The sequence below is a fragment of the Paenibacillus glycanilyticus genome, from assembly GCF_023715145.1.
In the GTDB taxonomy this organism is placed as follows: domain Bacteria; phylum Bacillota; class Bacilli; order Paenibacillales; family Paenibacillaceae; genus Pristimantibacillus; species Pristimantibacillus glycanilyticus_A.
Map to the genome: position 1 here is coordinate 1,052,779 of NZ_JAMBNP010000001.1, position 21,681 is coordinate 1,074,459.

The following is a 21,681-nucleotide window of genomic DNA, read 5'->3' on the forward strand; positions in this document are numbered from 1 at the left end:
CTTCTATTATTCTATTAAAATGACCTTCACTTGGTATGGGCGTATACTGTACGCGGATTAAATTAGGACGCTGGAATTGGTGAAAGCGCCGTGCCCTGCACAGGAGTCCATTCATATCCTACAAGGAATGCCTATGGGAAGATATGGACCTAAGGAGTTGAGAGACATTTGAGAATTGCTCAAATATCGACGAATACGATTCCTGTACCTCCGAAGGATTACGGAGGCACGCAGCGCGACGTGCATTATTTAACGGAAGAGTTGGTCAACCGGGGGCATGAAGTGTTTCTGTTTGCTAAGAAAGGCTCAACCTCGAATGCGACCCAAACGTTCGAATATGAGTCGGATGATCCGAAAAAGCAGCTGGATTTTATTATTAAAAACCTCCCGCCAGACGTGGATATCATACACGATCACTACGGTATCGTTGCGAAAGCGAACCCGCCTATTCCGACTATCAGCAATTCCCATTCCAAAGGGATCAAGGGAGACGTGCAGCTTCGGGTATACGTCAGCAAATTCATCCTCCGTAAATACGGAAAACGAAAAGGCTATGCCGTCCATAATGGTATCCGCATGGAGGATTACACCTACACGAAAGACAAACAAAACTACCTGCTCTTCATGGGAAGATTAATCAAGGAAAAAGGCGTACACCTCGCCATTAAGGTTGCCAAAAAAACAGGCATGCGGCTTATCATTGCCGGCACAATGAACGACAAAGCCTATTTCAATGCTAAAATCAAACCTCATCTGGGCAGCAAAATCAGTTATATCGGCCCTGTCGGCGGAGACCGCAAACGCGAGCTGCTCGCCAACGCAAGCTGCGTCCTGTTCACGTCGACTTGGGATGAACCCTTCGGACTAGTCCTCATCGAATCGCTGGCCAGCGGCACGCCCGTACTAGGCTTCAAGAAAGGCGGCGTTGCCGAGGTGCTTAAAGGAATGCCTCAGCTCCTATGCAGAACGACATCCGACATGGCGATGAAGGTTAAATACCGCAAGAAGAGGCTGCCCAAAGCCAGCGAATGCAGACGTTATGCCAGAACCCGCTACTCCGACCACATCATGACGGATCGATTCTTAAGTTTGTACCAAAAAATCATCGATAATAAACTGTACAAAATTAAAAAAAATACATTATGGAACCGACGCGAAGCCAAGCTTCTGGCTGCGCCGAATGGAGATGACAAGTAAGATGATCACCGTAATCGCATGTACGATGAGATCCTCATTCATTGATAATGTATTCGACAATTACGATCGGCAGGTTTGGAAGGACAAACAAATGATTATTGTCTTGAATAACGATAAAATGGATATCGAACTCTATCAGGAAAGGGCAAGCCAATATCCGGAGAACGAAGTGAGAGTGATCCAGCTTCCCCAGGAATACAAGCTCGGCAAATGCCTGAACTACGCCATCAATATGGCCCAGGACGGCATCATCGCCAAGTTTGACGATGACGATTACTACGGGCCCAAATTTTTGCGTGAAACTGCCCGTGCAATCAAAAGCGGCAAAGCGTCCATCGTGGGGAAACATACCTCTTACGTTTACTTTGAGGCAACTCGTTCGCTGATGGTTTTCCGCAGGGGGGGAGAAAGGAAATACGCGCGCAGCATAAAGGGCGGCACGTTGGTCTTTCGGAAGTCGGTCTGGAAGCGTGTCCCGTTTCCCGAGTTCAAAAAGGTCGGCACGGATTCCGGCTGGGTTGGGCGGTGCATCCGCAGAGGCTTTCGCGTGTATTCGGTATCCAAGCGGCATTATGTTTGCATTAGAAGAAGGAATACGAACAGTCATACGCAAAAGAAAAGCACACGCCTCTATATGTCGCACTGCAGGCTTGTTCGCAGGACGAAGGATTACAGACGGTACGTAAATTAGGGATACAGGTACCGACAAATCAAAACACATCCCCCTCTTGAAATGCAGCCCCTTGGATTACGAAGATGGCCGCATTTCTTATTTTAACAGATGGCTATGTTAAACTCTGATGTTGATTTTTAAGCATAAGAAAACCGCCTTGTTGAATAAGGCGGTTTATTGTGCTAATGTTCCTCATTAGTCAACACTTCTCTACCGTTTGAAGCGTCGTCATTATCATCAATAAGCCGCAAACTTATAAGCGTAATGCCGTGCTCTCTCCATACATAATCTTTCAAATTTTTTATCAATTTCAAACCATTCTTAGGAATCGGATACTCATACGACGAAACTTCAACATGAAGATCGCTCCCTTTCAACTCGACCATACATGTCTTAATGTTTCATTTGAATATCGTTTAATGACAGATAAAATCCCTCCGGTCAACTAGACATACTCAGGCTTCATGAACCATGAGTACGCTGTTTTCCGAGAGGGATCTTATTTCTCCAATGATTTTTCGTTTATCTGATAAAGCAGCTTCTGGATCGTTTTATTAAGTACTCCGATTTCCGCTTCGGTCATCCCGCTTGCTTCTAGAAGCGACATCGGTACGCACATCGTTTGATCTTTGAGCGCAATTCCTTTGTCGGTAATCCGGATATGCAGGACGCGTTCATCTTCCTTCGAACGTTCTCGCCGTAGAAGTCCCGCTGCTTCCATGCGCTTCAGCATTGGTGTCAATGTACCGGAATCCAGGACTAATTGATCGCTGATATCTTTGACCGACATCGTTTCTTGCTCCCATAGAGCAAGCAAAACCAAGTATTGCGGATAGGTTAAGTCCAAATCGTCCAGCAACGGTCGGTACATGCGAAAAATTGCTCTTGAACATGCATATAACGAAAAACACAAATGAGCATCCAACGGTATATGAGGTCCCTTATTATCTTGTTTCATTGATTATCCCTCCTCTTACGTTTTATCTTCAGCCCATTGTCCTTCATATTACATTCCCTTTTCCAAAAAAACAATGTGCTTCCTAGTCGCTTGACAGAAATCGGATTAGAAAATAGAGAAAGCCCTATGAGCAACAATTGTCAAAGGGCTTTCCAGGTCTAGAGTTACTTATTCTGTAACACCGCGCAGGGCTGACAAAGCGGCATCGAAGTTTGGAGAATCCGACAGTTCGCTCAAATATTCGACGTAGCGGATGGTATCGTCGGCGTCGACGATAAAGATCGCCCGTTGATCAAGCTGCAATTCTTTAATTAAGACGCCATAGGCCTCGCCAAAGGAACGGTATTTGTAGTCCGATAAGGTAACAACGCGCTCAATGCCGGCGGTCGCGCAAAATCTGCTCTGCGCAAACGGCAAGTCAACCGAAATAGTCAAAACGACCACGTCATCTCCGAGCTTCGACGCTTCTAGATTAAACCTGCGTGTTTGCGCGTCGCATACATCGGTATCTAGCGAAGGTACGACGGAAATAAGCTTGATTTTGCCTGCGTAGTCGGAAAGGCTGACTTCAGTCATAAGGTCTTTGTTAATAGTGAAAGCAGGCGCTTTATCCCCGACTTTCAATTCCGGTCCCATTAATGTAATCGGTTGTCCGCCAATTGTTGCAATACCAGTACGTTCTTGTGTCATCATAATAACCTCCATTAGATAATTAGTTTTTTTCTTGCTGTCCATGTTAATTACTGCTGTGCTCGAATAAGAAGCTTTCGCAATCCAAAGCCGCTTTGCAGCCGCTGCCTGCCGAGGTAATCGCCTGGCGGTAAATCGGATCCATGACGTCTCCGCAGGCGAATACGCCGGGAACATTCGTACGGGAGGTTCCCGGAACGACTTTCACATAGCCGTGCTCGTCGGTTTGAATCTGGCCGCCTAAGAATCCGGTATTCGGACGATGGCCAATCGCAAGGAAGATGCCGTCCGTTTCTAGAAGCTCATCTTCCCCTGTGGCGTTGTTGCGGACTTTAAGAGCGGTTACTCCTTTGTCACCGGCTACCACTTCGAGCGGAGTCGAATTAAGGCTCCATTCGATTTTCGCGTTCCCGCGGGCACGGTCCTGCATGATTTTAGATGCACGAAGTTCTTCTCTGCGATGCACAAGGCGGACCTCGGAAGCAAATCGCGTCAAAAATTGCGCCTCCTCCATCGCGGTATCGCCGCCTCCGATGACAATGATTTTCTTGTTTCTGAAGAAGAATCCGTCACAGGTTGCACAGGTGCTAACCCCTTGGCCGATATTCTCGACTTCGCCGGGAATGCCGACCATTTTCGCGGATGCGCCGGTCGATAGGATTACCGCGTCCGCCGTGATTTCGCCGCCGCCTTCCAAGTACAACGTGAACGGACGCTTCGATACATCCACCCGGGTTATGTAGCCGGATTGAATTCGTGCTCCAAATCGCTCGGCTTGCTTCCGCATATTCTCCATGAGCTCTGGCCCCGTGATCCCCTCCGGAAAACCGGGAAAGTTCTCGACTTCTGTCGTTGTCGTAAGTTGTCCGCCCGGCTGCGATCCTTCAATAATGAGTGGTGACAGATTCGCCCGAGCCAAATAGATGGCCGCCGTTAATCCCGCAGGACCCGTTCCTATAATAACCGTTTGATGATGCATTATGATTTCCTCCTCGATTTCGTTTGCCAACTAATCATTTGTTCACAAACTTTATGCATTGATCATACCCCCTCCAAATTAGTTTGTCAACAAATTAATTTTAAACAATTAGATTGTCGGTACCAAAATACCATGTTTTATATACTAAATATTCGGATCATTTTATTTCTACATTAAAGCTCGCACCAAACCGAATTTCTCCAAATTAATTTGTTGACAAACCATTTGTGCACAAATATTATAAAGGAGCAAACCAACCAAAACTTACCACGAGGTGAGGTAGAACAGACGGATCGCAAAACCCACAACTTTGAGGAGGAAATGATGATGAAAACGTTGAAAAGCAAAAAAGTATTGACGCTGTCGCTTGCAATTGCACTTATTGGTACGGGAACAGGAATCGGTACGAGCCTTATAAGACCGCATGTCGCGGATGCGCAGCATTATTCATCCGGCGTTGTGAATACGAGCAGCGGCCACTACGTAACGGTCGGAAACAACGTAAAGCTGTACGTCGAGGACGTAGGCGAAGGTAAACCCGTGGTCTTCATCCACGGATGGCCGGCCAATCACGAAATGTATGAATACCAACAAACCGTATTGCCTAAAAAAGGAATTCGCTTCATCGGAATAGATCTGCGTGGTTTCGGCAAGTCCGATCACCCTTATGATGGTTATGATATGGATACCTTCGCGGACGACGTGCGCCAGGTCATCGACAAGCTTGAATTAAAGGATGTGACACTAGCCGGATTCTCGATGGGCGGCACGGTAGCGACGAACTATATGATTAGACATAAAGGACATGCGGTGTCCAAGCTGATGCTGTTCGGAGCCGCTTCCCCTAGCTGGAGCCAGCGCGAAGGCTATCCATACGGAATTACGAAGAAAGATATCGATAACATCGTGGCCAGCCTAAATGCGGACCGCCCTAACATGCTGAAAAGCTTCGGCGACGACTTCTTCTACAAACAACCAAGCCCGGCTTTCCGGGCATGGTTCGATCAAATGGGACAATCCTCAGATCCACGCGCGACGATTGAAAGCATACAATCGGTCGCGGAAACGGATCTGCGCGCAGGCCTGAAAACGATCAAAGTCCCTACGCTCATTTTGCACGGCGTTCACGACAAGGCGGTACCGTTCGTTATAGCGGAACAGCTGCATAAAGGCATTCAGAATTCCACGCTTATCCCGTTCCAAAATAGCGGTCACGGTCTCTTCTTTGAAGAAAAAGACAAATTCAACGATGAAATCGTCAAGTTTGTCAAATCGTAAGCAAGTTCCAAGTTGCCTAAAAACCCCGCCGAATGCTCGGCGGGGTTTTCCATTCTCTTGCGATTAAGTTTTAACCGGCTCAGAATTCCGATCCCTTACACGGTTATCTTCAATGATTTAACCAGAACCCATGCGATTCGTTTCGTTAAAGTAGTCTTTCGGTCAACCATAAGCCACCTAATAAAAAAGCGATCGCTGAACATATATGGACTACTCTTGCTGAATATCTCCATTTCTGAATCAAAAGAAGAAGCGGCAGCAAGATTGCAAGAATTCCCAGCTGAGCGATCTCTATTCCTAAATTGAAGCTAAATATATTAAACGCTAAATAGTTTTTCGCCAAATGCATCCCTTTTAATAAATCGGCAAATCCCATTCCGTGAATTAACCCGAATACAAAAGTAATCATCCAACGCTTCTTCACATTTTTCTTGAAAATATTCTCGATAGCAACATAACAAATACTAAGGGCAATCGCCGGTTCCACGATAATAGCCGGTACGTTAATAATGTCAAGCACCGTTAAGGTCAAGGTTAAGCAGTGCGCGACGGTAAACGCCGTAATAACCGCCGCGTATTGTTTAATCGTTTGCCTTGCAATTAACAAAGAAAAGATAAATAACAAATGATCATAGCCGGTTAATATATGTTCCATGCCTAGTCTCAAGAACGGAAAGAAAGATGAAATCACTTTATGAGCCCTCCTGATGAGCCATTCATTTTTTTGGAGAAAGCAAAACTGGAAACGGCACTGATTAATAAAATCGCAAGGATTGAACCCCACATTAACCATTTGAATAGCGTTGTCAGCGGATCGGCATAAATTTCTATTAACGCGTTAATGCTTGTCTGCCTTCCGCTGTAAATCGTCAAGTAATAAGCCAGGAACGAAGCGGCCGCTATATGCAAGACACTTAGGCCAATATAAGCGACTCGGCCTGATTTCTCGAAGAACGGAGCAAATAGTCTTGTAACGATCACGAAAAAGACGGCTAAGCCAAACAGCCAACAGAAAAATCGAATGTTCGTGTCCGGTTCTCGCGTGATAAACAAGGTTAACATAGGACCAAGCGTAACGAGGGCAAGCAGCTGCAACGGCCTGGCAAGCTGACTTGCATAGCTGCGTAAATGAAAATACCGCCAAAATCGAAGCGAAATCAACATCACAACCACCGTTAGAGCATACAGAAGAGAACCAATAAAGGCATACAGCATGTTACGCTGCTTAATAATCTCGCTTTTTTTCAACGCGTAATTAAAGTCTTCACCCGGTCCGTTCAACGCAATTGCCTGATCAATAGCCCGAATGGCCTTGCCGAAACGATGCTGTTTAAGGAGGATGTCGGCATACAACTGCAAGGCTGAGGACTTATCCTCACTTGACAGACTGGGCTTGCCGAAGCCGTCCATGTATTTTTCCGCATGCTCTTCCGCCTCTTTGTATTCGGAGGTTTCAAAATACTTGTTAGCCAAGTAGAGCTGCATATCGGGCGCAAGCTCCGAGTCCGCATGCTGCGAAAGAATGGTCTCCACTTCCTTCAAACTTTCCTGCACGGTCATATTGTCGTCTTCGAGCTGAATGCTTCTAAAACGTTGCATGATCGGCCATTCGGATCGTCTTTCCTTGAGATAAGCTATTCTGTCCTGAAAATCTTTCGAAAAGATACCATTGGGGAAGCGGTTCAGATATTGTTCGTAAAAAAACAACGCCTTCTCAAAATCAAACAAGTAATCGTCGTAGATATGAGTCAACTGCTTGTACACCATTTCATTATTCAGATCCGGTTCCTTATCGAGCAGCTCGTCCAGCGTCTTAGCCGCCTGTTCGTAATCCTTGGCAGCAAAAAATTGGTTCGCTTTTTTGCTGTACTCGCGTGCGATGTCATCGGAGCTGCTTTGAGCCAAGCTGGTGCCTGAAATTGTAAGGAAGGCCATGATAGTCGTCAGAATTGAAGCAAGTAGCATTCTTTTCTTCATGAGATTCTCTCTTCCTGTTCTTAGAATGGTACAAGATGCAAATTGAACATCCGGTCGACGAACCAAAGGAATCCAACAATAAAAATGGCTGCGGATGATACCACGGTTACTCTTCGAAGAGAGAATTTTTTCTTTATCACATATAAAAGCGGAAGCGTGATGAACAGAATCAACAGCTGTCCGAATTCTACGCCCACATTAAATGAAACGACGGATCGAACAAGATTCGATTTGTCCGCGACATATTCCTGAAGCACGCTGGCAAATCCGAAGCCATGCACCAATCCGAACATAAAGGTAACCAGCCACCGATAATTGATCTGCTTCATGAACAGATTTTCCACCGCGATATAACAGATGGATAAAGCAATGACGCTCTCGACAAACCTGGAGTTGAGATTGACGATATGCAAGGCTGCCAGCAGCAACGTAATGCTGTGCGCCACCGTAAACGCCGTAATAATTTTTAAAGCCTCTTTCGCGGATAGTCCAATCACAATCAAAGCAAGCAAGAAAGCGATATGATCATAGCCGGTTAAGATATGCTTGATTCCAAGCATGAAATAGGTAGAGATCTCAGACAAAAATGCGGCGGATTTGTCGGAAAATTCCCATACGGTATGGTTGGAATCGAATATATACTGCAAATCCGGCTGGGTCTTGTCGAAGACCCCCTGAACCGAATCGTCATCCGCATCGGTATAATAGATATAGCCAATATTCACATGCTGGCCCTTGGTTTCTTCATTTAATAGATGGTAGTTAATTTTTACTTTATTTTCTGTCCAATCAAAATGGACATCATTAATTCTCAGCCAGATAACCCAAAATGTTCCTTCTCTCTTTAAGTGGTCCACCTTTATCGGATATTCTCGGTCATTGATGGAAACAGACAGCTTCTCGTCGATATAAGGTTGAAGAATGTCGCCCGTTATAACGCCAAGCTGTTCATCGTTCAGATTCTCAAGGTCATATCCAAGCTCCTTAATCCCTTTCAATTGTTGGAATATAGCGGGGTCGAGCTCTATCGTGGACAAGATTCGATCCTTGCCAAAAGCCCATTTCGATGCTCCAAGGTACATGTCGTGAGCAAAAACGGGAGTAACTCCGATAAGCAATAAGGCAATTCCCAGGATCAATGCCGCTAGTTTTCTGAACCCTTTTGTAAGCATCACGATGCACTCATTTCTTCATTATGTTAGGATGCGGCCCATAACCACTTGCCAGTAGGCAAATCAGGCTGAAACCAATATCTTTGTACCTACTTATTAATACTATTAAATAAATGTGTGCCGAACGTTAATTTCATATTAAGGTCTCGTAAATTCCTAAGGCTGCAAATTCAAAACATACAATGGCGGCGAAAGGATAGACACCCTCACGCCGCCATTTAGATTAATTATGCTTCTGGTTTAACTATTCAGGCTGCCTTACTTCTGCAGCAACAGATAGAGACGGTAGATCATTTGCGCGGTTTCCGCCCGCGTTGCTTGACCCGTCGGATTCAGCGCCGAAGCGTTGCCTTGAACGATGCCCGCTTTTACCATATCGGCAGCCGCATCGACCGCATAAGGCGCGAGCTTCGATTTATCCTTGAAGCCGTTCAGCTCTGCCGGATCGCCGCTCATGGCCAGCTTGCCGGTCACTTCCATCGCGCGGCTCATGAGAACCATCATGTCCTGACGCGAGATGTTCGCGCGCGGATTGAACTCGTTGTCGCCCGTACCTTTCGCGATGCCAAGCGCCTTAACGACGCCAAGCGCTTGATAGTAGTAGTCGCTTGATTTCACGTCGCTGAAGTTGGACGTCACGTCCGCCTTCAGGTCCAGCATGCGAACGAGCATTTCCATGAAATCGGCTCGCGTAATTTGCTTGCCCGGCTCGAAGGTTGTGGATGTCGTGCCGTTAATAATGCCTTTATCGGCTAGCACTGAAATGGCGTCTTTCGCCCAATCGTAATGCGAGTCGACGTCTTTGAACGGGTTAGCCGGAATGACAGGATTTCCGCCGTTGCCCGTACCACCGTTACCCGAAGTACCACCGTTATCCGGTGTGCCGCCTGGAGTGCCTCCACCTGGAGTGCCCCCTCCCGGTGTACCGCCGCCCGGTGTTCCGCCGCCTGGGGTTCCGCCGCCGTCGTCTGTTCCCTCTGTTGTATAAACAACATAAAGATGTGCGACTTGATCCGCGTTGCTGCCTGCGCCTTCAAAAGACTCAGCGGTTCTTGTACCTTTACCGGTGAGAAGGAATGTCATGGCATTCCCTTCCTTCCAGTCATCCATATTTACGATTTGCTGAACCAAGGATGCCAGGTTAGGAGTTTGTTGATTTGGACCGGATTCATGCTCCACTGTCCACTCCGGTATATCCTTCCAGCTTACAAACTCGCTTGACTTCACACGTGAAGAAATATTGCCCGGTTTATCCGGAAGCGAATTGGCAACTGCCTCCGCATAAATGCTCACGTCAAACGGATTAAGGTTTTTGTCCGGCTCATCAACGGAAAACTGAACATAGGCGTCAACAATCTTTGCCCCTTTAGGAAGACTCAGACCCGCAAACCGAAGTCCGATCTGTTGCACGCTATCTTCCTGTACAATTTCCAAGTCGGAACTATCCATATCGAGCGAACCGTCCGCACGTTCTTCCATATCGTCATATGGGCTTTTTAATGGCGATACGAGCAAATGGGAATCTCCATTCGGCAACGAACCGACAAGGATGGATACTTTATTACTATTAACGGTTTTTCCTTGCACGGTTACTTCCGCCTCAATCGATACGGACGTAGCGCGAAGAGGTTTATTTTTCACCGTAACAATGCCGTCAGCAGAGATAGCTACGATATCATCGGCGCTGGAAGTGTATTTGACCTCGGCCGAAGAAAGATCCATGGCCGCTCCCAAATTGTCCTTCGCCGTTAAGCTTAGCTTAGCGGAAGAATTCGCATCGCCGGTCAACGTATCGTGATCCGATGCAAGCGTTGCTTCGGCCAGCCCGTCCGGATTTTTGACATTGATCGTTACCGTATTGGATTTCACAATCTCGCCTGCGTTATAGATCTCGGCCCAAACCTGAACCGATTCATTAAACACGGGTTTCTTCTTAACGGTGACTGTTCCGTCCGAAGTAATGGAAACTAAATCCGGTTTATCCGTTTTGTAGCTCTTATTGACATTCGACAGATCCACATTGGCATCATGGCTGTCAATAGCCGTTAGACCAAGCTTAACGCTGCTGTCCGAAACGTCCGTTTGCAGCGTATCTTTATCCGCAGTAAGAGTTGCCTTGGCAATATCCAGAGCTTCCTGCGGTGTGTTGTGAACCGTGATCGTCTCGATTTCCGTGCCGTCAATCCGCTTGGAGGTCACTTTCATCGTATCCCCTTGAACATCGAACAAGGTCAAGAAGTACGATTTATCGGCCTTGACGATATTCGGCCAGCTTGGGTCTACATCGTACGATGGAGCGCCGCCGCCGCCGGAAGTCAGATACTCGATCCCGTCAACTTCAGCGCGGGCATAGTTATGATTGTGTCCGTTCAGATAAAGCGGTACCCCGAACTTCTTCAGGAGAGGGTGAATGTATTCTTGAACATCGGTATTGTTCTCGTGCGTACCGGCGCCCCAGGCAGGCTGATGGCCCATTACGATTTTCCATGGCTTGTCCGTAGTGGCAAGATCGTTCTCCAGCCAGTTATACTGCGCGGAGCCTTCCTTAAAGTCCGCATATTCGTCGATTACCGAAACATGGACCGGACCATAATCGAAGGACCAGTAGAAGTCTTCCACATAGGGATACGGGTAGTACTTCTCATAAACGGAGCCAACGCCCTCATGATTACCCCTTGCCCCCATCATTGGCACCTCTGTTTGGAGAGCATGCATCTGCGGATAGGCAGATTCAGGAACGAAATATTGAGCGGTCCAGTTGCTTTCGGAGTCGCTTGATGCAATATCCCCGCTGTTCAAGAGAATGGATTGGTAGGCTGGGTCTTCGGTATACGCCTTCCGAGCCAGGTCGGCTACCTGATCCTGATAAGCCGGTTGGGTACGGCTGTCTCCGTAAGAGAGAAACTTCACGGAAGTAGCGTCATCCGCGGGTGCGGCGACGAACGAGCCGGCTTGACCTTCCACCTCATAGTAATACTTCGTACCAGGCTGCAGCCCGGTGATGGTGTACTTGTGCTGGTTGTCCGCACCATAGGTTTCGACGGACTGTTCCCCTAATGAATAAGAGGTATCCGTCCCCCACTTGATTGTATTCGGCTGGTTGTCGCTTGTCTGCCACATGACGCTCATCGAACTGTTCTGTCCTTCGAACAGCAAATAAGGTCCCTTGATAATCGTGCTGTCAGCCGACACGTTGTAAGCACCTATAGTGAATAGAGCCGTACATACAAATAGAGCCAGAGTTAAACCTTTCCACTTGGCTTTTAACTTAACCTTCACTTTGTCATCCCCTTCTCCGTCATTAGCAGTCAGAACGATGGAACCCTGCTCGGTTTCTTCCATGCTCAATTCAAAACCAATATCATCTTCCTCCTTACCCCGCTGACTTCCGACACACCACCAAATCCGTTGTTATGCTTACTCTCCCTGTTTAACACGAAAGGTTTGCGGAATTCACAGATCCTGATGTCCAACTGCCAAAATTATTATACTAGTAAAGTATTATTTTTGAAGTTAAGAGAATGTAAATTTTCAAGAAACCCAATTTTAACCATTAAATTCATCATGCCTGCAATAAAAACATAGCAATGACAAAAAAAACGCTACATATAACTCTTCGATAAATAGCTCTACATTTACAATTTCACAATATATTATTAACATTCCTCTGATAAAACTTTTCTACAATAATCGACATCATCATTCCAATATGAAAGAGTTGAACAGCCGATGAAATCCATGTTCACTGCAAAAGATTTGGCGGTTACGCAAGCGAGCGTAGCCGCGCTGCTTTTTCTATCGATCCCTTTATTTAATATCATCGGGCTCAGCAACCATAAGCTGGAGGCCGTCCTGCACGGATTAGGCGCGACCGTCACCGTGATTATGAGCTGCCAAGCGCTTCACCTGACCTACCCGATGCTGCGGGGCAAGAAAGGAGCCGCGGCCAATCTGGAATGGGTGCTCTGGCTCACGAGCCTATTGGTTCTGGTAACCATCGCGCTCGGCAATTGGCTTTACATCCCTTACCGCGGACCGGACGGTCCCCAGCAATGGCTGATGTACCATAGCCCAGAGGTGCATTTAATCGTGATGGAATACAAGGAATTCGTCTCGCTGTACCCGCTTCCCTTGGGAATCGCGGCGGCCTTTTTATTGCGCCGGTTCCGGCATAATCTCGGGGCGGGCTCGATGCTTTCCGGAATCATTGCTTTGCTGGTCACGCTATTCTGGATTTGTTTATTAATCGGATTTGCGTGCGGAATCGGCATGACCAAACTGAAAATGGTGTGATTTCAACATAGTCGATAGGAGCGAAAAAAAGTGAAAGAATCAAAACAACGGAAAACGGGTGAAGTCGCCGCCATTCTGATTTCCGTATGGCTTGGCATCGCAGCGACAACGGTCACTCACTTATGGAGCTACTACAATCCGCTGCAGGCTAATCCTATTTTGCTGAAGATGGGTTCCTGGATCCCCTCTTGGTGGGCCATCGGTCCCTACACCGGAAAAGAAACGGCGGGGCTCGTCGTTTGGCTCTGCACATGGGCGATACTCCATTGGACGCTCGGACGGAAAGAGGTCGATCTGAAGCCTTGGACACTCGGATTTGTGATTGCCTTTATTGCCAATATGATCATTCTTTGGCCCACCGTTTACCACGCTATCATGTGGTGGCCAGCCCTGCCGAACACTTTACCGGGAGGAGAGGGTTAAACTTATGGCGTCCTTATATAAATACAAGCTTTCCTTATCGTTTCTCGTGTTGATTGGGATTCTGTTCTGCTCGTTCTATTGGACAAGGGTACCCATGGAGGGCTCCAAGTCAAGCGTCGCGGCCGCGGCATCGTTTCGGTTTGGCTATTTCGGCCAGCAGGAAGGAGAAGTCGGGGATTGGGTCAAGCAATTCAAGGACGTTTCGTATTTTGCCGCGTCCAACCAATTGCTGCAGCAGCATCCGGAAGCGCAGTCGTTCCAGCTTTACCCAATCTATGACGGTTCTGCAACGGAACAGAGCTTTAACCAAGCTTATCCGCATGTGCCGACCGAAACTCTCTCGGGTTATGGGAAATCGGTCTACTCGATTACGAAAGGAACCGCAAGACTATTCTTTCTTAATGCCGATCGGCTGCAAGATGCCGGAGACGGACAATTGGAATGGATCCGCAAGACGATTGCTGGAAATAAGCAAACGTTTGCCTTTGCGTGGCTAAGCGAGGATCCGAAGCTTCCCGAGGTTTGGACAACGTTTAGGAAAGCGGGAATAAGCGCGGTATTCATCCGCAATTCCGTCTATGTGCTTGATTTGGCGGTTACACAAGCACCTTCCGATTATAAGTCTACGGAATACGAGGACTGGAAAATATGGGACTTGTCCGAGCTGGATGAAAAGCCTTTAATTACGGTATTGGAGGCGCACGGTAACGCCTTAACCATGATGGCCGAGAAGGAACAAGGGAAGGTTCTGGATCAACTGGAACTAAATGCGGATAACCTGGCTTCGTGGGACCTGAGCACATTGCGAGAAAAACAGGACATCTCCCTGGTGGGCATTCAATCCTTATGGCACTATCATTTAGGTGACGATTCAATCAAATCGACCATTCCGGAAGGGGTGGACCCGGTGGGAGAAGGTCCGATTATCGAAACATCCCACACGGAACCGGTTCCCCTGCCGTCATCCGATTGGCGCAGTCCGGAATACGATGATTCCGGCTGGAAGACCGGCAGATCTCCTCTGGGTTATACGACTAACAAAGAGCTGCAGACCTATATTCAGACCAAATTGGAATCCGGCTCGTCTCCAACCTATTATTTCCGCAGGACGTTTGACTTAAATGGCGATCCGAAGAAATTGTCCGGTTTACTTCTGCATATCGCCTATGAGGATGGTTACGTTGTTTATCTAAACGGCCAGGAAGTCTCTCGGGACTCCATTCTAACCGGGGTTCTGAACGATTCCTCACTCGCGATTCCAAATGAATTTACCTACTATCGCAGAATTGATCTAAAAGCCCATTTGAACAAGCTTGTAAAGGGGACTAATGTCATTGCCGTTGAAGTGCACCGCGGCCACCCCGGAGCGCCTAATTTATTGTTTGACCTCGGCCTGTCTGTCGAATCCAACGGGGAGGTATCTAGATAATGCGGACAGATCTGTACAGTTCTATCAGAAAGCCAGCAAAGAGTAAAGTCGCATTATGCTTGGCAATTGTTTCCCTTGTCTTGTTAATGACCGGATGCGTCTCCGCTCCAAAGAGCTCGATCCCAATTGCCGACATCGGCCTTACGAATAACCATCTGCTTATCCAAAACGAAACCGGATTTGTATGGTATGACGCGAAAATTACGATTGACCACAAATATACCTATGTAGCACCGATGATGACTTCCGGCAAATCCAGCGTGCCGCTTTCAAAATTCATTGACGATCAAGGCAATAGCTACAAGCGCGGACGGTGGAGCATGCGCAATCTGACGATTGACGTTACCGACACGTTGGGCGTTAAAAGACATCTTAGCTGGTGACACGCAGGGCCTCGTCAACTAGGTAATAAACCATAACAAACAGCCGCAGGAGCCATGCTTCTGCGGCTGTTTGTTATAACGATCAGACCGTAGTCAGCATGACACGCCGGTAATCTTCGGGAGACATTTCTACGAACTGTTTAAAATTGCGATAAAAGGTGGCCATGCTTTGATATCCGCACTCATAGCAGATTTCGGTAACCGGCATAACGGTCGTCGCTAATAATCGCTTGGCATGCTGTATTCGAAGGGTGGACATATAGCTTTTGAATTTTCTTCCTGTTGCTTCCAGTATCAATCGGGATAAATGAGACTCGCTAACGTGAAATATCGAGGCTAGTTGAGATAAGTTAATTTCTTTCTGGTAATTCTGATCCATATACTGCAGTACCGGTCTGATATGCTCATAATTCCGCATGCCGTCCAGCCATGTCGTATGGCTGATTTCTTCTTTGGACATACGGAGAAGCTCCACGCATATGGCCATCAGCAGGCTTTTGACCGCCGTCCGATAACCGGGAGCACGCTCTTCCTTCTCCGTATAAATCAGCTTGATCATCGACCGCAGACGTTCCATGCTATCGGTTTTACCGTGTAACCGGTTCTGAACATGAAACGGATAATAGCGAAAGGGCACCATAAGCTCGGGCTCTTCCTTGGCAAGCAGCCACGAATCAAAGTTAAGAAATATAAACTCGCAAGGAAAGCCTTGGTCCGATTGGGCAATATGATTTTCCAATATATTCACAACAAAGATATCGCCCGGAACTACGGGATAGACCGTACCGCCAAAGTAGAACTGCCCGCTCCCCGAGAGACACAAGCCCATCTCAAAGCTTTGATGATGATGCTGGGTCTCCAGCTCATAGCTCGGCGTCCATTTGAAAATATTAACGGGAAGTTCATTATCCTCATAGATAATGTGCAGTATCATGCGCCGTACCTTCCTTCGATCATAATCCGCTTTCCTTCCCATTGTAACTGAAAAACGCCCGGACGAGGAAGAATCCTTCCTCACTCGGGCGCTGGTGCTTACGGGCATTAACGGCGTGCTTTCTGCTGTTGCTTCAATTTCAAATAGACTTCGTGACTTCTGCGGGCACACTCCGAAATGGCAATCGGGTGAAAGCCGATAACAGCCGCATATAAAGTATCGTGAAGAGGCTCTGCCCAATGGCCAGGCAATTGCTTGGCACCAAGCGAGGCACCCACTATTGAACCTACCGTCGCTCCGTTGCAGTCCGTATCCCACCCGCCTAGAACCGACGTAGCAATCGCCTTTGTAAAATCACCTTTGGCAAATACCAGGGATGCAGCTACCAGGGCAGCGTTATTATTCGTATGGACAGGGTCGTAGTGTTTAAATGCCTCCCAAATCTTCGCAACTAAGTCAAGCTGGTCCTCTGTACCTTGCGCAATTTCCACTGCTTTATGAACATCTTGTGCAAGACGGCAATTTGCGGGAATTTCGCTTAAACCAATCTCCACGATTTTTAACGGGTTCGATTCCGCAAATGCGGCCGCAATCATGGCTGCCGCGAACATTTCACCATAAATTCCGTTACGAACATGAGAGAAGGAGGCATCCCGCCAAGCAAAATCAGCGGCTAGCTCAGGCTGGCCTGCTGCTCCATAAGCCAAGCCGTCAGCACGGATTTGCGCGCCGATAAACTCGCGATAGGGATTCAAGTACGTACGCACCCAATTTTTCTTCCGCGCCCAATCAGCCGGCCTGCCTTGTCCTCCGTGATGATACGTGACTTGGGCGAAATTCAGATAAGACTGCGTTTCAGCCGTACAAACCTGACTATAGGACAAGACTTCATGCCAGAGCTTTCCTATATCCCACGAGTCCCATTCAAGACCTTTTCTTTCCAGCATCATTAAACCAAGCACGGTGTAACGAATATCGTCGTCCGTCTCCATGTAGGAAATACGTTCTCTTGTACTGGCAGAACACCAGGAAGCCAGCTCGATCCCGAATTCGTCCTTCGCTGCGGATTGGCCCGGAGTATAACCGTTAATCGGCCAAGCATCCGCTCCCTTGAACCATAACTGCACGTTCTCCCAGCCTGCTCTGCCATGCGAACCGGCCATGAAATCGGGCCCTTCCAACGGTTTTCCGAGCGCACAGCCAATCGCTCTCCCGAGCCATGCGCCATAAAATTTATCTGACCACTGTTCATGGCTGAGCTCACTGTCCAATTGACGAGGACCGTCTGGGCGAAGGAGCCGGATTTCCTCCAATTCATCAGGTTCATCTATGTTTGCGCGCATGGGCTCCAAAGCACATAATTCCGCATAGATCGTCATTAATTCCGATTGATTATCACCCGATCCTTCAATTCGTTCCAGAAAGCCTTCTACCAAGCATGCTTCATCGCTGCGCTGCTTCACTTCCGCGATTAATAAGTCTTTTAGACCAGTCCATCCAGCCATTTAAATACCTCCAATCGAATTTCCCTCTTGCTTCAAGTCTATTGGAGAATGGACTGGAATTCTTCCCAAAACATGCGATTCATTCTCATTTCTTGTGAATTACGCAAGGTGTAAACGGACCGTAGCCAATGCCATAAAAAAACAATCCACACAAAGAGTGAATTGTCTTTCCTTCTTTAATCCTATTTATCTACATTTAGGTATAGTAATGTTCACTCTCGTCCAACACCCGGGCTCGCTGGCAATGGTAATTCCGTATGGGCTTCCGTATTGAACCCTTATTCGCTCGTGGACATTGCGAAGACCGTAGCCTTCAGACTGTTTGGTCAGCAGCGCCTCGGCTATGCCGGGTTGAATCCCCGGGCCGTTATCCTCGATTGTGAATACAAGAGTTTCATTGTCTTCGCCCAATTTTCCAATGATCCGCAGAAGCCCTCTTCCGGTTCGCTTCTGGTCGATCCCGTGCTCGATGGCATTTTCCACGATTGGCTGCAAAATGAGCTTAATGATTTGCTGCTCGACGATCTCCTCGTCAATCTCGTAGGTGACGTCGAAATTGTAATCATGCATGATTAATTGCATCTCGAGATAAGATTTCGTGTTCAGCAATTCGTCTTTGACAAGGATATGATCCTTCCCCTGATTCAGCGTCGTGCGATAAAACGTGGACAAAAATCCTGCCACCCGGCTTATTTCGTCAGCCCCAACGTCAATAGCCTTCCAATTAATAACCGACAAAGAATTATAAAGGAAATGAGGATTGATCTGCGCTTGGAGGGCTCTTAATTCGGCCTCTCTCTGGGTAATCTTGTTCTGGTATCCTTCCTCAATTAACAGGTTGATGCTCGCGAGCATCTTGCCGAAGCGGGATTCCAGCTCTCCGATCTCGTCGCTAGCATGAACTTTCAAGTTGATCGTAAGCGTGCCTTCCTCAACTAATCTCATCTTATGATTAAGGCGCTGAATCCTTCTTACGAATCCGCGGGTGAACAGGCCTATGATAAGTAAGAGCACGGCAACGCTGATGCCTTCGATAATCAAGGTTGCCCGAATGATTTTCCATGGACTGACGGTCAATGTCTCGACGGGGACTATTAAAGACAACGTCCAGTTGGACTCTCTCAGCTGGCGCTGCAGCAAAATATACCCCGGAAGCTCTTTAACTCCTTCCTGAAGCCGCATCTCCGCAAGCTTGCCCGAAGTCATTCCCGCATTCGTATCCTGCTCCGTCGTGTATACAACCTTGCCTTGGGGATCGGTAATTACCGCTATCGCCTGCTTAATGTCGGAGAGATCCAAAGAGCTGGACAAAAAATGAGGAACCAGCTCTACATAGACAAGGTTCTTTTTCTCGTAATTCACATCTCCGAAGATTCGCCTGACTCCAAAAACCTTGCCGCCGCGCGCATACCAATGCGTATCTATCGTCTGCATGGCCTCTTCATACCAATCTTCATGCTCCAAGGAAGCAATCGGCATGATGGAATTCATCCGTTGCGTCAAGTTGTTTTCCGTGAATATGACAATCCGTTCAATGTCCTTGTTCAAGGACGTCGTGGTATTAATAAGGGGATCCACCGTCTCCTTCAGATCTATGTACATCTCGTAGTAACTGTTGTATTCCTTATTGAAAATCTGAGAGAAGTTCGGGTTATAGCTGATTAGTTCAATTGCCGAGTTAAATCTCTGGAGCTTGTAGCTCAGGTTATCGTCGATTTTTCTTAAGTTGTCCTGCAATACAATATGTGCCTGCTCCAGCTGCAGCTTTTTGGACTGCTGATAAGAATAGATTCCCAGAATCGTAAGCGGTATTAATATCACGGCCATATAAGAAAAAAACAGTTTGTGCCTTAGTTTGATGGAGTTGAACCAATTCGCAAGCAACGGCATTTCCGCCCTTTCAATTTGTGCATGATCCTGCCTCGCGGATTAAGAATGCACGTTGCTTAACGGCTTCGCCAATCCGACCATCGTACATTCCACTCGAAGCGCCGATTTCCTCTATTCCTTTACCGCCCCAAGCACGATGCCGCTCACGAAGTACTTTTGCAGGAACGGATAAATGAGCAGAATCGGTATCATGGACACCATGACTTTAGCGGAATTAAGCAGTTGGCTTGACATATTCGTCAACCGCCTTATTTCTTCCGGGTCTGTTGTATTCATAATCGAGCTGACGCTGATGATTAGCTGCTGAATATAGGTTTGAAGCGGCCAGTGCTCTTTGTGATTGATGAGAATCATGCCGTCAAAGAAGGCGTTCCAATGCCCGACGATCGAGAATAGCGTTACGGTGGCCAAGGCAGGCAAGGAAATCGGGACAAAGATGACGAGCAGCATTCTCCATGGTCCCGCTCCGTCCATGCTCGCCGCTTCCTCCAGCTCCTTCGGTATGCCCCGGAAAAAATTCATCAGCAAAATCACGTTAAAAATGGGAACGGCGGTAGGCAGCACGAGCGCCCAGAGTGTATTCAGCAGACCAAGCGAAGAAATGGTCATATACCAAGGAATCAATCCCCCGCTAAACAACATGCAGAATATGACAAACCACATGTAGATATTTCGGCCGGGAAACATCTTGGCGGTCCTGGATAACGGATACGCCATTAATACCGTAATGATAAAGTTGATGGCCCCGCCAAGCAGCACCCTTTGAACCGAAACGCCAAAGGATAGAAAGAAGCTGCGGTCTCTAAGAATCGACTCGTACGCGCTCAGATTAAAGTCAACCGGCCAGAAATAGACTTGCCCCGACATCGCCGGTATTTTGCCGCTGAACGAGATGGCCAGCGTATTGATTATCGGTGCGATAGACAAAAAAGCGATAACGCTCAAAATGAGATAGATCGTCAGATCAGCATACCGGTTCGTTCCACGAATCATTTAAATCGTCTCCCGTCAAAAGATGCGGTAATTGGCGAAGCGGGCAGCAAGCACGTAAGAGACAGCGATCAGAAGAAAGCTGACGATAGATTTCAGCAAGCCTACAGCCGTGGCCAAGCCATATTGGATTTCCTGCAAACCTGCCCGATACACGTAAGTGTCTATAATATCGCCCGTCTGATAGACAATTGGATTATACAGGTTCAGGATTTGTTCGAAGCCGGCGTTGAGCACGTTCCCAAGACTCAAGGTCGCAAGCAGGATGACCGTTGGCAGCAGGCTAGGGATCGTAATATAGAGCAATCGTTGAAAACGGCTGGCTCCGTCTATGGCAGCCGCTTCGTATAAATTCGTGTTAATAGAAGTAAGAGCGGCAACGTAGATAATCGTGTTGAAACCAAACTCCTTCCACACGTCGCTCGCAACCAGCACGCCTCTAAACCAACTGTTGCTCTGCAGGAACATAACCGGTTCTCCGCCGAAAAGCTGCACCGCTTGGTTAACGACGCCATCCAGGCTGAGCAAATTGATCATAATGCCGGAAAGAATAACCCAGGACATGAAATGCGGCAGATAAACGATCGTCTGAACGATCCGTTTGAACTTCATATTTATCACTTCATGGAGAAGCAAAGCGAACGTGAACGGAACGGCCATGCCGAATACGATCTTCAGCGAAGCAATGATGACCGTATTTACAAAAACAACGCGGCTGTCCGGCAAGGCAAACATATAATTAAAGTTCTCCCAGCCCACCCACTGCGAATGAAAAATGCCAAGCGTCGGTTGAAAATCCTGAAACGCAATTACGATGCCGAACATCGGAATGACACTGAACACGAGAAGCAGTGCAATGCCGGGCATCATCATGATGTGGTAATTACGGATAAACGTGCGATTTCTCATT

General features: G+C 47.5%; 19 protein-coding genes. 7 read left to right on the forward strand and 12 right to left on the reverse strand.

The window, feature by feature from the left end; genetic code table 11:
- Window positions 1-168: 168 nt before the first annotated feature.
- Together M3194_RS04835 and M3194_RS04840 are read left to right on the forward strand one after the other, a co-directional pair.
- The gene (locus M3194_RS04835) at window positions 169-1,197 is read left to right on the forward strand and encodes a glycosyltransferase family 4 protein (RefSeq protein WP_251651961.1); all 1,029 of its coding nucleotides are present in this window, start codon (window positions 169-171) and stop codon (window positions 1,195-1,197) included.
- A 1-nt stretch (window position 1,198) separates the two neighbouring features.
- Complete coding sequence (locus M3194_RS04840; RefSeq protein ID WP_251651963.1) at window positions 1,199-1,888, forward strand: glycosyltransferase family 2 protein; 690 nt, start codon at window positions 1,199-1,201, stop codon at window positions 1,886-1,888.
- 481 nt (window positions 1,889-2,369) lie between these two features.
- On the opposite strand, the gene M3194_RS04845 is transcribed toward M3194_RS04840, so the two are convergent.
- The 3 genes from M3194_RS04845 to trxB form a co-directional block, all read right to left on the reverse strand.
- Entirely contained in the window at window positions 2,370-2,828 is a 459-nt protein-coding gene (locus tag M3194_RS04845; RefSeq protein WP_251651965.1) for a MarR family winged helix-turn-helix transcriptional regulator, read from the reverse strand.
- Window positions 2,829-2,996: 168 nt separating this feature from the next.
- Entirely contained in the window at window positions 2,997-3,518 is a 522-nt protein-coding gene (gene tpx, locus M3194_RS04850) for a thiol peroxidase (RefSeq protein WP_251652148.1), read from the reverse strand.
- 46 nt (window positions 3,519-3,564) lie between these two features.
- Window positions 3,565-4,497: a thioredoxin-disulfide reductase gene (gene trxB, locus M3194_RS04855; RefSeq protein WP_251651967.1), complete on the reverse strand. Its 933-nt coding sequence runs from the start codon at window positions 4,495-4,497 to the stop codon at window positions 3,565-3,567.
- A gap of 327 nt (window positions 4,498-4,824) precedes the next feature.
- Here trxB and M3194_RS04860 point away from each other — a divergent pair, with 327 nt between their 5' ends.
- Window positions 4,825-5,775, forward strand: a complete 951-nt coding sequence (locus tag M3194_RS04860) for an alpha/beta fold hydrolase (protein ID WP_251651969.1) — start codon at window positions 4,825-4,827, stop codon at window positions 5,773-5,775.
- Between the two features lie 145 nt (window positions 5,776-5,920).
- On the opposite strand, the gene M3194_RS04865 is transcribed toward M3194_RS04860, so the two are convergent.
- The 4 genes from M3194_RS04865 to M3194_RS04880 form a co-directional block, all read right to left on the reverse strand.
- The gene (locus M3194_RS04865) at window positions 5,921-6,466 is read right to left on the reverse strand and encodes a HupE/UreJ family protein (RefSeq protein ID WP_251651971.1); all 546 of its coding nucleotides are present in this window, start codon (window positions 6,464-6,466) and stop codon (window positions 5,921-5,923) included.
- Complete coding sequence (locus tag M3194_RS04870; RefSeq protein ID WP_251651973.1) at window positions 6,463-7,752, reverse strand: outer membrane protein assembly factor BamD; 1,290 nt, start codon at window positions 7,750-7,752, stop codon at window positions 6,463-6,465. Before M3194_RS04870 ends, M3194_RS04865 begins: the two co-directional genes overlap by 4 nt.
- 20 nt (window positions 7,753-7,772) lie before the next feature.
- Window positions 7,773-8,924, reverse strand: coding sequence for a HupE/UreJ family protein (locus tag M3194_RS04875; protein ID WP_251652150.1), 1,152 nt, complete (start codon window positions 8,922-8,924; stop codon window positions 7,773-7,775).
- Window positions 8,925-9,182: 258 nt separating this feature from the next.
- Window positions 9,183-12,266: an S-layer homology domain-containing protein gene (locus M3194_RS04880; protein WP_251652152.1), complete on the reverse strand. Its 3,084-nt coding sequence runs from the start codon at window positions 12,264-12,266 to the stop codon at window positions 9,183-9,185.
- A gap of 387 nt (window positions 12,267-12,653) precedes the next feature.
- Between M3194_RS04880 and M3194_RS04885 the strand changes: the two genes are divergently transcribed.
- From M3194_RS04885 to M3194_RS04900, 4 genes are read left to right on the forward strand one after another with little or no spacing between them, the layout of a single operon-like run.
- The gene (locus M3194_RS04885; RefSeq protein ID WP_251651975.1) at window positions 12,654-13,217 is read left to right on the forward strand and encodes a hypothetical protein; all 564 of its coding nucleotides are present in this window, start codon (window positions 12,654-12,656) and stop codon (window positions 13,215-13,217) included.
- 30 nt (window positions 13,218-13,247) lie between these two features.
- A complete protein-coding gene (locus M3194_RS04890) occupies window positions 13,248-13,640 on the forward strand; it encodes a hypothetical protein (RefSeq protein ID WP_251651977.1) in 393 nt (130 codons plus the stop codon).
- A gap of 4 nt (window positions 13,641-13,644) precedes the next feature.
- A complete protein-coding gene (locus M3194_RS04895; protein WP_251651978.1) occupies window positions 13,645-15,069 on the forward strand; it encodes a hypothetical protein in 1,425 nt (474 codons plus the stop codon).
- Window positions 15,069-15,452: a hypothetical protein gene (locus tag M3194_RS04900; protein WP_251651980.1), complete on the forward strand. Its 384-nt coding sequence runs from the start codon at window positions 15,069-15,071 to the stop codon at window positions 15,450-15,452. Before M3194_RS04895 ends, M3194_RS04900 begins: the two co-directional genes overlap by 1 nt.
- Before the next feature lie 82 nt (window positions 15,453-15,534).
- On the opposite strand, the gene M3194_RS04905 is transcribed toward M3194_RS04900, so the two are convergent.
- The 5 genes from M3194_RS04905 to M3194_RS04925 form a co-directional block, all read right to left on the reverse strand.
- Complete coding sequence (locus M3194_RS04905; protein ID WP_251651982.1) at window positions 15,535-16,386, reverse strand: AraC family transcriptional regulator; 852 nt, start codon at window positions 16,384-16,386, stop codon at window positions 15,535-15,537.
- 107 nt (window positions 16,387-16,493) lie between these two features.
- Window positions 16,494-17,891 (reverse strand): ADP-ribosylglycohydrolase family protein, encoded by a 1,398-nt coding sequence (locus tag M3194_RS04910; RefSeq protein WP_251651984.1) that lies wholly within the window; start codon window positions 17,889-17,891, stop codon window positions 16,494-16,496.
- 186 nt (window positions 17,892-18,077) lie between these two features.
- Window positions 18,078-19,775 carry a sensor histidine kinase gene (locus M3194_RS04915; RefSeq protein WP_251651986.1) on the reverse strand — a complete coding sequence of 566 codons (1,698 nt, stop codon included), beginning with the start codon at window positions 19,773-19,775 and terminating at the stop codon, window positions 18,078-18,080.
- A 117-nt stretch (window positions 19,776-19,892) separates the two neighbouring features.
- Window positions 19,893-20,774, reverse strand: coding sequence for a carbohydrate ABC transporter permease (locus M3194_RS04920; protein ID WP_251651988.1), 882 nt, complete (start codon window positions 20,772-20,774; stop codon window positions 19,893-19,895).
- Between the two features lie 15 nt (window positions 20,775-20,789).
- Entirely contained in the window at window positions 20,790-21,680 is an 891-nt protein-coding gene (locus M3194_RS04925) for an ABC transporter permease (protein WP_251651990.1), read from the reverse strand.
- Window position 21,681 lies beyond the last annotated feature (1 nt).